Source organism: Bordetella genomosp. 7 (genome assembly GCF_002261415.1).
Lineage (GTDB): Bacteria > Pseudomonadota > Gammaproteobacteria > Burkholderiales > Burkholderiaceae_B > Bordetella_A.
Genome location: NZ_NEVI01000006.1, coordinates 174,875 through 188,629, shown reverse-complemented (window position 1 = coordinate 188,629; position 13,755 = coordinate 174,875). Strand labels below are relative to the sequence as shown.

Here is a 13,755-nt window from a genome sequence, read left to right as displayed (position 1 = left end):
GTTCAGATGAACTGGTTTTCGATGAAGCCGTTGCGTTTGGTGACGCGATCGAGTTCGACCAGTGATTCGAGCAGGCCCGGCATCAAGTCCAGCGGTACGGCGTTGGGACCATCGGACAGCGCGCAGGCCGGATCGGGATGGGTTTCCATGAACAGCCCGGAAATTCCCACCGCGACCGCAGCACGCGCCAGCACGGGCACGAATTCGCGCTGCCCGCCCGACGAGGTTCCCTGCCCGCCCGGCAACTGCACCGAATGGGTGGCGTCGAAGACGACCGGGCAGCCGGTTTCCCGCATGATAGCCAGCGAGCGCATGTCGGACACTAAGTTGTTGTATCCGAAAGAAGCGCCACGTTCGCACACGAGGATGTTACTGCCGTCGCCACCGGCCTCGATGGCGGCGTCGCGGGCCTTTTGCGCCACCTGCACCATGTCGTGCGGCGCCAGGAACTGGCCCTTCTTGATGTTGACCGGCTTGAGGGTGGCCGCGCAGGCCCGGATGAAATCGGTCTGGCGGCACAGGAAGGCCGGCGTCTGCAGCATGTCGACGACCGAGGCCACCATGGCCACCTGCTCGGTTTCATGCACGTCGGTGAGCACGGGCACGCCGAGCTGGGCGCGCACGTCGGCCAGGATCTTGAGGCCTTCGTCGATGCCCAGGCCCCGGAACGACTTGCCCGAACTGCGGTTGGCCTTGTCGAACGAGCTTTTATAGATGAACGGGATACCCAGTTTCGCCGTGATGTCTTTCAGGCGGCCGGCGGTATCGAAGGCCAGTTCGCGCGACTCGATGACGCACGGGCCGGCAATGAGAAAAAACGGGTGGTCCAGGCCGATGTCGAAACCGCAGGCTTTCATTCAGGGCTCCTTGCGGCCCTGATGGGCAATGGCCGCCTGGATGAAGCTGGAAAACAACGGATGACCGTCGCGCGGCGTCGAGGTGAATTCGGGGTGGAACTGTACGCCCACGAACCAGGGATGCGTGGGCAGTTCCATCATTTCGGGCAGGTTTTCGGTGGGCGTACGCGCACTGATGACCATGCCCGCTTCTTCGAGGCGCGGCACATACACGTTGTTGACCTCGTAGCGGTGGCGATGGCGCTCGTTGACGTTGTCGCCATAGATGGCCTGCGCACGGGTGCCCGCCTTGATGGGGCAGCGCTGCGCGCCCTTGCGCATGGTGCCGCCCAGGTCGGAGCCGGCATCGCGTTTTTCGAGCTTGCCTTCGCGGTCCATCCATTCGGTAATGAGCGCCACCACGGGATGCGGCGTGGACGGATCGAATTCGGTGCTGTTGGCGCCGCCCAGGCCGGCCACATGGCGGGCGAACTCGATGACGGCCAGCTGCATGCCCAGGCAGATGCCCAGGTAGGGCACGCCGTTTTCACGCGCATGACGGATGGCGGCTATCTTGCCTTCGGTGCCGCGCTTGCCGAAGCCGCCCGGCACCAGGATGGCATCGAGATGCTTGAGCTGGTCGGTGCCGCGGGTTTCGATGTCTTCGGAATCGATGTATTCGATGTTGATCTTGGAACGCGTATGGATGCCCGCGTGTACCAGCGCTTCGGACAGCGACTTGTACGATTCGGTGAGGTCGACGTACTTGCCCACCATGCCGATCGTGAGCGTGTGCTGCGGGTTCTCGAGCGCGTCGACCAGGTTGTCCCACATGGACAGGTCGGCCGGCGGCGGGGTCAGGCCCAGGGCCTCGCAGACGATGTTGTCCACGCCCTGCTTGTGCAGCATGGCCGGAATCTTGTAGATGGAGTCGGCGTCCCACACCGAGATGACGGCGTCCAGCGGCACGTTGGAGAACATCGAGATCTTGGCGCGCTCGTCGTCGGGGATGGGACGGTCGGCCCGGCACAGCAGCAGGTTGGGATAGATGCCGATCTCGCGCAGCTTCTGCACCGAATGCTGGGTGGGCTTGGTCTTGAGTTCGCCCGCCGATGCGATGAAGGGCACCAGGGTCAGGTGCACGAAGGCGGCGTTGTTGCGGCCCAGGCGCAGGCTCATCTGGCGGGCGGCTTCCAGGAAGGGCAGCGATTCGATGTCGCCGACGGTGCCGCCGATTTCGACAATGGCCACATCGGTGGCGCCGTTCCAGGCCGCATCGGCGCCGCGGGCGACGAAGTCCTGGATTTCATTGGTGATGTGGGGAATGACCTGCACGGTCTTGCCAAGGTAGTCGCCCCGGCGTTCCTTGCGCAGCACCGATTCGTAGATCTGGCCGGTGGTGAAATTGTTCACCTTGCGCATCTTGGCCGAGATGAAACGCTCGTAATGGCCCAGGTCGAGGTCGGTTTCGGCGCCGTCTTCCGTGACGAACACCTCGCCGTGCTGGAACGGGCTCATGGTGCCGGGGTCGACGTTGATATAGGGGTCGAGCTTGAGCAGGGTGACTTGCAGACCGCGCGATTCGAGGATCGCGGCGAGGGACGCGGCGGCGATCCCTTTGCCCAGGGAAGACACCACACCGCCGGTGACAAATACGTATTTGGTCATCGTAATTGGCGCCCGGGACAGGGGGCGCATGCGGGAAATTTGGATTATAGCCGCCCGTGAGGCGGCTCAGGGGTTTTCCCGGATGACCGGTGCGTAACAGAAGGCGAATGGGCCGGCGGCTCAGCCCTGCACGGGCCGCGTGCGCTCCTGCAGCCAGTCGAGCGCCCTGCCCTGCACCAGGGGGGCGACGCGCTCGCGGACCGTGCGATGATAGTCGTCCAGCCAGGCGATTTCGTCGGGCCGCAGCAACGATGCGTCGATGCAGCGGGTGTCGATGGGACACAGGGTGAGCGTCTCGAAACACAGGAACTCGCCCGACTCGTTTTCGAGCCAGCTCCGGTTGGCCACCAGGTTTTCGATGCGCACGCCCCAACGGCCCGGCCGGTAGATGCCCGGCTCGTTGGAGGTGATCATGCCCGGCTCCATGGCCGTATGGGGGCCCGGGGCGGCGCGGTACGAGATCACCTGCGGGCCCTCGTGCACATTCAGGAAATACCCGACGCCATGGCCGGTTCCGTGGCCGTATTCCGCCCCGCCCTGCCAGATGGGCGCGCGGGCAATGGCGTCGAGCATGGGCGACGGCGTGCCGCGGGGGAACGCGGCGCGCGACAGGGCGATCATGCCCTTGAGCACCAGCGTGAAATCGACCTTCTGGTCGGCGCTGGGCCGCCCCACCGCGACTACCCGCGTGATGTCGGTGGTGCCGCCCAGATACTGCCCGCCGGAATCGATGAGCAGCAGGCCGTCGCCTTCGATCACCGCATGCGATTCCGGTGTCGCGCGGTAGTGCGGCATGGCGCCGTTGGCGTTGAAGCCGGCAATGGTGGCGAAGCTGGGGCACACGTAGCCGGGGCGGCGCGCGCGCGCCGCCGTGATCTGCTCGTCGATGGTGAGCTCGCTGATGACTTGCTTGCCCAGGCTGTCTTCGAACCATGCGAAGAACTCGCACAGCGCCGCGCCGTCCTGTTCCATCGCCTGGCGCACATGCGCGAGCTCGGCTTCGGACTTGCGCGATTTGAACAGCGTGGTGGGGTTGATGGCTTCGATGCGGGGCACTTCGGGGTCCATGGCATGGAACACCCCGCACGTCACGCGCGCCGGGTCGATCAGCAGGACCTGGTCGCGCTGCAGGGAGCCCAGCGCCTCGGCCGCCAGCCCATACGGAGCCACGTCGATACCGTCGGCGGCGAGCGAGGCGCGCAGGGCCGCGCTGATCTTGCCGTCGCCCACGAACAGCGTGGCGTGGTCCGGGCCGACCAGCGCGTGGGCAAGGAACACCGGGTTGTAGGGCACGTCTGCGCCGCGCAGATTCAGAAGCCAGGCAATGTCGTCCAGTGTGGACACCAGGTGGACATCCGCGCCGTGCGAGCGCATGGCTTGACGCAACCGGGCCAGTTTGTCGGCGCGGCTGGCGCAGGCATAAGGCGGCTCGTGGGGATACACCGGGGCGTCGGGCAGGCCGGGACGGTCCGTCCAGACATCTGCCAGCGGGTCGGCCAGGATGTCCAGGCTGGCTCCCAGCGGCTGCAGGGCGGCCCACAAGGCGCGGAATGCCGACAGCCCCAGCACGTTGCCGTCCACACCCACGCGCTGGCCGGCGCGCAGGCGCGAGGCCAGCCATTCGACGTGGCCGGGCGTGTTCGCGGCGGCGATTTTCATCAGTTGCATGCCGGTTCCGGCCAGTTGAGCCTCGGCCTGGACCCAATAGCGGCTGTCGACCCACAGGCCGGCGAAATCGGCCGTGACCACCACCGTGCCCACCGATCCGGTGAACCCGCTGAGCCACTCGCGCCCCTGCCAGCGGGCCGGCAGGTATTCGGACAGATGCGGGTCGGCCGACGGAATGATGCAGGCATCCAGGCCGCGGCGGCGCATGGCCTGCCTGAGCCTGGCGATACGGGTATCGGTGGGGGACATGGGGTTCCTCAGCGCAACATGGACGACATGGCCGACAGGCAATTCAGCGTGCGGATGGCGGCCTGCATGCTTTCTACGGTAAAGCGCAAGGTCACGCCGTCCACGCGCTCCAGCGTGGGCCACATGCAGAACAGATCGGCCAACGCCGTGCTCTGTGTCTGCAACCGGCATTCTATAGGCGGCGCGATACGCAGGGGAACCGCCTGGCCGGCCTCGCGCACGGCGTCCCGGACCGCGGCCGCAATGGCCTGGCGCGCGGCCGCGGGCGACAGCGACACGCCGCTGCCCTGTCCGTGCGCCACCTTGGTCTGCACCCAGCGGGCGCGCGGGAACAGCGGCCGAGTCTCTTCGATGAAGACATCATCGCCGCTGGCCATGATCACGGGCACGCCCAGTTCGCCGGCAAGCGCTCCGTACAGGCCGGCTTCACCCAGCTCGACGCCGTTGATGAATATGCGCGCGTACGCAAAACTGTTGATCGTATGCGCCAGTATGCCGCGCGCCTGCGAACGTGCGTGGTAGCCCACCAGGCAGACCGCGTCGCAGGATTCTTCCAGGCCGCCCATCATGCCCAGGTAACGCGGCTTGCCCAGCACGACGCGCGCCCGCGCATCGAGCGCGTCGGGCAACAGGTTGCGAAAGCCGCCGTGCGAATCGTTGACCAGCACCTCGTCGGCGCCGCCGTCGAACGCGCCTTCGATGGCGGCATTGGCCTCGCCGGTCATCCAGGCGCGCGCGCGTTCGTATTCGCCGTTGCCCGGCCGCGTCTGCTCGGCGTGAAATACGCCGGCCACGCCCTCGATGTCGGTGGAAATCAGGATTTTCATAGATGCGGGCTAGAAAGAGTATGGGCCCGTGACGGCCCGACAAGCCGGCCTACAGTTCGGTGCGGGCCAGCCATTGGCGCCATTCGGGCGCGGCTTCGCGGATGCAGGCGCGACGGTGGCCGTCGCGCCCGGTGACCGATTCGGCGTGCCACAGGGCCGCCACGATGGCCTGTTCGCAGGATTCGGCGGCCGCCTCGAACAAGGGGTCGATGCGGGTTTCGTGCAACATGGACACGGCCGGCATGCCGCGTTCGGCCAGGTGCGGAACGGTGTAGGCAGTGGAAAACGCCAGGGCGATGTCGCCGCTTCCATGGCCGAACACCGACCCGGTGCGGGCCAGCCCGGCCCCGGCGCGCAACGCCACGCGCCGCAACTGCCGCGCATCCAGAGGCGCGTCGGTGGCCAGCAGCAGAATGATAGAGCCCTGCTCCGGGCGCGCCGCATCGGCGGCCACGGCCCGATCCTGCCGCAGCGCCAGCTCGCGGCCGAATGGGCGGCCCGCGATCGTCAGGGCGGGCAGCCTGCCGAAGTTGGCCAGCACCAGCGCTCCAACGGTGTAACGCAGGCCGGGCTGGATCTCTGCCACGCGCGACGCCGATCCGATGCCGCCCTTCAGCGAGAATGACGACATGCCGCGCCCCGCCCCCACCGAGCCCTGGGCAAAATGGGCATCGGCCGCGCCCAGCGCCTGGGCATAGTGCGTTTCTTGCACCGCCAGCGCCTGGATGTCGTTGAGATACCCGTCATTGCACTCGAACACCAGCGGATTGACAGTGGGCCAATCGCGGCCGATGGACGGGTTGGCCGCCAGGGCCGCGCGGATCTGCGCATTGGCGACCGTGCCCACGCCAAAAGTGTTGGTCAGCGCCAGCGGCGTTTCGAGCACGCCGAGCTCTCGCACCTGCACCAGCCCCACGCTCTTGCCGAAGCCATTGAGCACCGCGGCGGCGGCCGGCACCTTGTCGCGGTAGACGTCGCCCTGGTGCGGACGCACCACGGTGACGCCGGTCTGCAGGGCTGCATCGGCCAGCGTGCAGTGGCCGACGGTTACGCCGCGCACGTCGCTGATGGCGTCCAGGGGGCCCGCCGGCAACATGCCGACGCGCGGAATGATCGATTGCGTATTCATCGGGCCGGACTACAGGCGGTCGATCTTGGGATCGAGGGCATCGCGCAAGGCGTCGCCCAGCAGGTTGAACGCCAGCACGGTGAAGAAGATGGCCAGGCTGGGGAACAGGGCCACGTGGGGGGCGTTTACCATGTCGGCGCGAGCCTCATTGAGCATGGCGCCCCATTCGGGCGTGGGCGGCTGCGCGCCCATGCCCAGGAACGACAGGCTGGCCGCCGTAATGATGGATGTGCCCACGCGCATGGTGAAGTACACCACGATGGACGAAATGGTGCCCGGCAGGATGTGGCGCATCAGGATGGTCCAGTCGGAAGCGCCGATGCTCTTGGTGGCCTCGATGTAGGTCAGGTGCTTGAGGGCAAGCGTATTGCCGCGCACCAGGCGGGCAAAGGCCGGCACGCTGAACACCGACACCGCCACCACGACGTTGACCATGCTGCTGCCCAGAATGGCGACCACGCCCAGGGCCAGCAGGATGCCCGGAAAGGCGAACAGCACGTCCGAGATCCGCATGGTGATGCGGTCCCACCAGCCTTCGTAGTAGCCGGCCAGCAGCCCCAGGGCAGTGCCCACCAGGCCGCCCAGCAGCACCGACAGGAAGCCGGCCGCCAGCGAAATGCGCGCGCCGGCCAGGATGCGGCTGAAGATATCGCGGCCCAGCGGGTCTACGCCGAACCAGTGGGCCGCGGACGGCCCGGTGTTGATCATGTCGTAGTCGAAGTAATTCTCGGCGTCGTACGGCGTGATCCAGGGCGCCAGCACGGCGACCAGCACCAGCAGCAGCACGAACACCAGGGCGGCTACGCCCACATGCTGCTTGCGGAACTTGCGCCAGAATTCGCCCCAGGGGGTTCGCACGTTGGTGGCAGTATTGATGCCGGCATTCACGGCGGTCGTCTGTGTCATGGCCGCCTCATTTGTAGCGTATGGTGGGGTTGATGAAACCATAGAGCATGTCCACGACCAGGTTGATCAGGATGAACTCGAGCGAGAACAACAGGACCAGCGCCTGGATGACGGGATAGTCGCGCATGTTGACCGAATCGACCAGCAGCCGGCCCAGCCCGGGCCAGTTGAAGACCGCCTCGACAACAATGGAGCCGCCCAGCAGGAAACCGAACTGCAGCCCCATCATGGTGACCACGGGAATGAGCGCGTTGCGCAGCGTATGCTTGACGATGACGACACGCTCGCGCAACCCCTTGGCGCGGGCCGTGCGCACGAAATCTTCCTGGATGACTTCGACAAATGATGCGCGCGTGAAGCGCGCCATCACGGCGGCCACCGCGGCGCCCAGCGTGAGCGACGGCAGGATGTAGTGTTTCCAGCTGTCGGCCCCCACCGTGGGCAGCCAGCCCAGGTTCACCGAGAACACCTGCATCAGCAGCATGCCCAGCGCGAACGCCGGGAACGAAATTCCCGACACGGCCAGCGTCATGCCCAGGCGATCGGGCCACCGGTTGCGGAACACCGCGGAAAAAATGCCGATGGTCATGCCGAACAGCACCGACCAGGCCATGCTGACCAGCGTCAACAGCAGCGTAGGCATGAAGCGCTCGGCGATCTCGGTGGATACCGGACGCCGCGTGCGCATCGATGTGCCCAGGTCGCCCTGGACGATATTGGTGAAAAAGCGCACGAATTGTTCGGGCAGCGGCTTGTCCAGCCCCAGTTCCGCGCGCACCAGTTCAACGGTTTCAAGATCGGCGTCCTGCCCTGCCGCCAGGCGCGCGGGGTCGCCCGGCAGCATGTGCACGAACAGGAACACCAGCACCGCCACGATCAATAGCGTGGGCACCAGCCCAACCAGCCGCTTGAGGAAGTAATTCAGCATTTTTCAACCTGGTCGGCGATGCGCGGGACGCGGGGCGCCCCGCGCATCGTCCGTGTTGCAGCCTGGCGGCCGCTTACTCGGAAAGCGTGATTTCGCCGGTGTTGATGTTGCCGTCGGGCATCACGTACACACCGTCGAGCCTCTTGCTGCGGGCGTACAGCGTGCGCTCGGTGACCAGCGCGGCCCACGGCGCGTCTTTCCAGATCTGCTCTTGCGCCTCTTTGTACAGCTGCGCCTTTTCCTGGTCATCGACCGAACGCAGGGCCTTGGCGATATTGGCGTCCACCACATCGTTCTTGTAGTAGGCGGTGTTGTTCAACCGGGGCGGAAACGCTTCGGATGCCAGCAACGGACGCAGCGCCCAGTCGGCCTCGCCGGTGGAAGCGGACCAGCCGGCGTAGTACATGCGCACGGGCGCCTTGGCAGGTTCGGGCGCCTGCTGCACCCATTCCGTGCGCTGCCCCACTTCCAGGGCCTGCACCTGCACCTTGATGCCCACCTGGCGCAGTTGCTGCTGCAGGAACTGCAGAACCTTCTGCGTCGTGGAGTTGGCGTAGCCGCCCCACAGCACCGATTCGAAGCCGTCGGGATAGCCGGCCTCGGCCAACAGTTCCTTGGCCTTCTTGGGATCGTAGGGCCACGGCTCGATCTTGTGCGCATAGGCCACGCCCTGCGGCACGATGCCCTGGGCGGGGAAGGCGTAGCCGGAGAACGCCACCTTGGCCAGGGCCTCGCGATTGATGGCGTAATTGATGGCCTGGCGCACTTTCACGTTGTCGAAAGGCTTGTGCTGGACGTTGAAGCTGACGTAGCGCGTGACGATGGAGTCGCCGGTGATGACGTCGAGCTTGTCGCTCTTGTCCAATTGCGCGGCCTGCTCGTACGGCAGCGTATACGCGAAATCGGCTTCGCCGGTCTGCAGCATGGCCGCCCGCGTGCTGTTCTCGAGCACGGGCTTCCAGGTAACGCTGTCGACCTTGGGGTAGCCCTTCTTCCAGTAACCGTCGAACTTCTTGCCGCGCACGTAGTCGGTCTGCTTCCAGCCGTCGAACACGAACGGGCCGGTGCCTACCGGGTTGAACGCAATTTCCTTGCCGTATTTTTCCAGCGCGGCCGGCGAGATCATGGCGGCCGAGGCGTGGGCCAGCGAGTTGATGAAAGGCGCGAACGGCTCTTTCAGCGTGATGCGCACCGTGTGGTCGTCGACGGCCTCGACTTTGTCGATGCGGTTGAACTGGTTGTAGCGCGCCAGGCGGTTGTCGCGATTGAGGACGCGTTCGAGATTGGTCTTCACGGCCGCCGCGTTGAAGTCCGTACCATCGTGGAACTTCACGCCCTGGCGCAACTTGAACGTGTACACCAGGCCATCGGGAGCCACTTCGTAGCTTTCGGCGAGCACTGGCTTGATCTTCAGGTCTTTGTCGAATTCGAAGAGACCTTCGTAGAACGACTTGGTCACCGCAGTGGTGAGCGTGGTGTTGGTGTTGTACGGGTCGAGTGTCTCGGCCTGCGAACTCAGCGCCAGCACCACGTCCTTGGCCGCGTAGGCGGCGCCGCCGAAGGTCAGCGCGGACAGCGCCAGCAGGCTGGCCGCCAGGGTTTTGCGCCGCAACAGCGGTTTGACTCGATTACTCATGAACAGGCTCCTTGGGGTCTACAGACGGCTTGCTTATCAATAGGCGCCGGCAATGCGATGCCGGGCGACAAAATGCCGCGGTGCCACTTGCACCAGCGGCTGGACCACCGGTTCGTCGCCGACGGCCCGTATCGGGCTGGGGATCTCATCGGACAGCAGCTCGCGCGCCAGATGCCGGCGCGAGGGATCCGCGATGGGCACCGCGTCCATCAGCTTGCGCGTGTATGGATGCTGCGGGTTCTCGAAGATGGCCCGCCGCGGGCCGATCTCGACGATCTGGCCCAGGTACATCACCGCCACGCGGTGGCTGACGCGCTCCACCACGGCCATGTCGTGCGAAATGAACAGGAACGCCACGCCCAGTTCGCGCTGCAGGTCCAGCATCAGGTTGACGATCTGCGCCTGGATGGAAACATCCAATGCCGAGACGGCCTCGTCGGCCACCACCACCTTGGGATTCAGGGCCAGCGCGCGAGCGATGGCAATGCGCTGGCGCTGGCCGCCGGAAAACTCGTGGGGATAGCGGCTGGCATGCTCCGGCGGCAAGCCCACTTTTTCGAGCAGCCAGGCCACCCGCTCGCGGGCCTGCGCGCCCTTGGCGATGCCGTGCACGAGCAGCGGCTCCATGATGGAAAAGCCCACCGTCACGCGCGGGTCGAGCGACGCGAACGGGTCCTGGAAGATGAACTGGATATTGCGGCGCAGATGCTGCAATTCGCTGGCGGGCATGTCGCGGATGTTCTGGCCGCCGAACTCGATGGCCCCGCTCTGGCTTTCCACCAGGCGCAGCAACGACCGCCCGGTGGTCGACTTGCCGCAACCGGATTCGCCCACGAGCGCCAGGGTCTCGCCAGGGTACAGATCGAAGCTGACGCGCTCGACCGCGTGCACCCGCCGCCTGACGCGGCCGAACAGGCCGCTGGGCACGTCGAAACGGGTGACCAGGTCTTTGACGCGCAGAATGGGCTGTACGTCGCCGCGCACCGTATCGTGCGGCTCGACCGGCGCGGGCAGATCGGGTGCGTCCACGCGCAGCAAGGGGAACTTGGCGGGCAGATCGGTGCCCGACATCGCTCCCAGACGCGGCACCGCCGACAGCAGCGCGCGCGTGTATGCGTGGGCGGGGCGCTCGAACACCTGCCGGGAATCACCCTCTTCGACCTTGTCGCCCCGGTACATGACCAGCACGCGGTCGGCCACTTCGGCCACCACGCCCATATCGTGCGTGATGAAGATCACGCCCATGTTCATTTCTTGCTGCAGCTGCCGGATCAGTTGCAGGATCTGCGCCTGGATGGTGACGTCCAGCGCCGTGGTCGGTTCGTCGGCGATCAGCAGCTGGGGCTTGCACGACAGCGCCATGGCGATCATGACGCGCTGGCGCATGCCGCCCGACAACTGGTGCGGATAGCGGCCCATGACCTGGCTTGCTTCGGGAATGCGCACGCGCTCCAGCATGCGCAAGGCTTCCGCGCGCGCGCCGGCGGCGTCCATGCCCTGGTGCACGCGGATCGATTCGGCAATCTGGTCGCCCGCCGTGAACACGGGGTTCAGCGAGGTCATGGGCTCCTGGAAGATCATGGCCACATCCGCGCCGCGTATGCTGCGCATGGTGGAGCCAGAGGCGCGCGCCAGATCGACCACCGAGCCATTGCGCCGGCGCAGCAGCATACTGCCTCCGGTGATAGTGCCGCCCCCATGTTCGACCAGTCGCATCAGCGCCAGCGACGTCACCGACTTGCCCGATCCGGACTCGCCCACGATGGCGAGCGTTTCGCCCCGGCTGACTTGAAACGACAGATTGCGCACGGCTTCGACCGTGCGCTCGGACGTGGAAAAATGCACGCTCAGGCCATCGACCTGTACGACACGATTGTCAGGCAGCGCAAGGCTGCTTGCACGGTCAACCATATTGCTTGTTCCCATACTGGCCGCCCGGCGGGCGGCGGCGTTGTGCGGCAGTCATTGGTAGATGGCGGCAACCGGGTCTTCGCCCACGCGGGCATAGCCGCGATACATGCCTTCGGTGTTGAAGGGCAGGACCACGTTGCCCTGCGCGTCGACGGCGATCAGCCCGCCCTTGCCCTGGATGGCGGGCAGCTTGTCGAACACCACGCGGTCGGCGGCGTCGCGCAGGGTGGCGCCGGCATATTCCATCTGTGCGGCCACGTCGTAGGCAGCCACTGCCCGGATGAACATTTCGCCGGTGCCGGTTGTGGAGACGGCGCAGCTGCGGTTGCTGGCGTAGCAACCCGCGCCGATCAAGGGTGCGTCGCCCACCCGCCCCACCTGCTTATTGGTGATGCCGCCGGTAGAGGTCGCGGCCGCGACATTGCCGTGGGCATCTACCGCCACGGCCCCTACCGTGCCGAATTTCTTGTCGGCGTCCAGCGGGTCGGCCGGCGCGGGCTGGCCGCCGGCCACCATGGCGTGGCCGTCGTGGTCGAGCACGGCCGCACCGGGCGCTTCGCGCTGTACGCGCAACAACTGTTCGTGCCGCGCCTGCGTCGAAAAATAAGACGGATCCACCATCTGCAGCCCCTGGGCGCGCGCGTAGTCTTCCGCCCCGGCGCCCACAAAGAACACGTGCTTGCTGTGTTCCATGACGGCACGGGCGGCAAGTACGGGATTGCGCACCCGCGAAACGTTCGCGATGGCGCCGCAGCGCAGCGTGGCGCCATCCATGATGGACGCGTCCAGCTCATGCGTGCCCGCGCTCGTGAACACCGCGCCATGGCCGGCATTGAACAGCGGGCAGTCTTCCAGACGGCGCACCGCCTCGGTGACCGCATCCAGCGCGGCGCCGCCGGCGGCCAGCACCGCCTGCCCCGCCTGGAGGATTTCGCGCAGGGCCGACAGGTATTCCTGTTCTTTCTCGGGCGACATGGCGGCGCGCGACATGGCGCCCGCGCCACCGTGGATCGCGATAACCGGTTGAATCATCTTTTTCCTGCTCCTGCACCATGGAAAAGCCACGGCATGACGGACTGGGTCACGCCGGCTGCGGCCTGAATTGGGTTCTTGGCCCGGTGGGCCACCGCCGCGGACAGGCCTTCGACCAGGCCCAGGGCGGCTGTTTCAGAGTTGGACGACAGTTGGCGCGAGGTATGCGCATACAGCGCTACCGTGGCCAGCGGCGCCAGCGGCGAGGTGGGTTTGTCGGTCAGCACCAGCACCGGCACGCCGGCGTCTTGCGCGGCCCGCCCCAGCGTGACCGTGTCGGCCAGGTAGCGCGGAAAGGCGATGGCGATGACCAGGTCGCGTTCGGTCATGCGGGCCAGTTGTCGCGCGGCGTGCGAAACGCCGCCGGGCCCGGCCAGCGATTCGCACGAGTACAGGTGCATGCACAGGTTGCGCTGCAGCAGGCCCGCCAGGAAGCCGCTGGAGCCGAAACCGATGATGAAAACCCGTTCGGCCGCCAGCACGATGTCTACGGCCCGTTCACAGGCTTCGGCATCCAGCGCCTGCAGGGTGCGCTGCGCATTGCGGATGTCTTCTTCCAGCGTGGCCGCCATGACCTGCACGGCAGTCGCCGAATGCGCCAGTTCCACGCGCAGCTTTTCCACCGGCTCCAGAGCGGCTTCAAAGCCCCGCGCCAGTTCGGCGCGGAATTGCGGATAGCCGGGCAGCCCCAGCGCACGCGCGAACCGGTTCGCCGACGCCACCGACACGCCCACCGCCGCCGCGAATTCGTCGATTGTCATCGTGGCCACTCGGAACTGGTGCGCCAGCACGTATTCGGCCATGCGATGCTGGGCGCGGCTCAGATCAGGCTGGGCGCGGGCGATCCGGGCCGCGACGGATGGGCTGGGTTGGGCCATGAAAGTGCGGTAGGGCATCAATGTAAATTTGTTTTCATGGCAATTTTAATTAAGAAAATATGCTTTCATACTGCGGGAATACCCTGC

Annotated in this window: 11 protein-coding genes; all 11 read right to left on the bottom strand. The window is 66.1% G+C overall.

What is annotated here, in order from left to right; all coding sequences use genetic code 11:
- Positions 1–2: 2 nt before the first annotated feature.
- Complete coding sequence (gene kdsA, locus CAL18_RS04680; protein ID WP_094796173.1) at positions 3–857, bottom strand: 3-deoxy-8-phosphooctulonate synthase; 855 nt, start codon at positions 855–857, stop codon at positions 3–5.
- Positions 858–2,504: a CTP synthase gene (locus CAL18_RS04675; protein WP_026640409.1), complete on the bottom strand. Its 1,647-nt coding sequence runs from the start codon at positions 2,502–2,504 to the stop codon at positions 858–860. It lies immediately after the preceding gene.
- A 120-nt stretch (positions 2,505–2,624) separates the two neighbouring features.
- A complete protein-coding gene (locus tag CAL18_RS04670) occupies positions 2,625–4,421 on the bottom strand; it encodes an aminopeptidase P family protein (protein ID WP_094796172.1) in 1,797 nt (598 codons plus the stop codon).
- 8 nt (positions 4,422–4,429) lie between these two features.
- Positions 4,430–5,248 carry a M55 family metallopeptidase gene (locus tag CAL18_RS04665; RefSeq protein ID WP_094817410.1) on the bottom strand — a complete coding sequence of 273 codons (819 nt, stop codon included), beginning with the start codon at positions 5,246–5,248 and terminating at the stop codon, positions 4,430–4,432.
- 49 nt (positions 5,249–5,297) lie between these two features.
- Entirely contained in the window at positions 5,298–6,377 is a 1,080-nt protein-coding gene (locus CAL18_RS04660; protein WP_026640406.1) for a P1 family peptidase, read from the bottom strand.
- A 9-nt stretch (positions 6,378–6,386) separates the two neighbouring features.
- Positions 6,387–7,283 (bottom strand): glutathione ABC transporter permease GsiD, encoded by an 897-nt coding sequence (gene gsiD / locus CAL18_RS04655; protein WP_026640405.1) that lies wholly within the window; start codon positions 7,281–7,283, stop codon positions 6,387–6,389.
- A gap of 7 nt (positions 7,284–7,290) precedes the next feature.
- Positions 7,291–8,211 (bottom strand): glutathione ABC transporter permease GsiC, encoded by a 921-nt coding sequence (gene gsiC / locus CAL18_RS04650; RefSeq protein WP_026640404.1) that lies wholly within the window; start codon positions 8,209–8,211, stop codon positions 7,291–7,293.
- Between the two features lie 73 nt (positions 8,212–8,284).
- On the bottom strand, positions 8,285–9,847 hold the full coding sequence (gene gsiB / locus CAL18_RS04645; RefSeq protein WP_094817409.1) for a glutathione ABC transporter substrate-binding protein GsiB: 1,563 nt from the start codon (positions 9,845–9,847) through the stop codon (positions 8,285–8,287).
- Between the two features lie 36 nt (positions 9,848–9,883).
- Positions 9,884–11,758, bottom strand: coding sequence for a dipeptide ABC transporter ATP-binding protein (locus tag CAL18_RS04640; protein ID WP_094817408.1), 1,875 nt, complete (start codon positions 11,756–11,758; stop codon positions 9,884–9,886).
- Between the two features lie 51 nt (positions 11,759–11,809).
- Entirely contained in the window at positions 11,810–12,790 is a 981-nt protein-coding gene (locus tag CAL18_RS04635; protein ID WP_026640401.1) for an isoaspartyl peptidase/L-asparaginase family protein, read from the bottom strand.
- On the bottom strand, positions 12,787–13,668 hold the full coding sequence (locus CAL18_RS04630) for a MurR/RpiR family transcriptional regulator (RefSeq protein WP_026640400.1): 882 nt from the start codon (positions 13,666–13,668) through the stop codon (positions 12,787–12,789). The genes CAL18_RS04635 and CAL18_RS04630 overlap by 4 nt, the downstream gene beginning before the upstream one ends.
- Between the last annotated feature and the right edge of the window lie 87 nt (positions 13,669–13,755).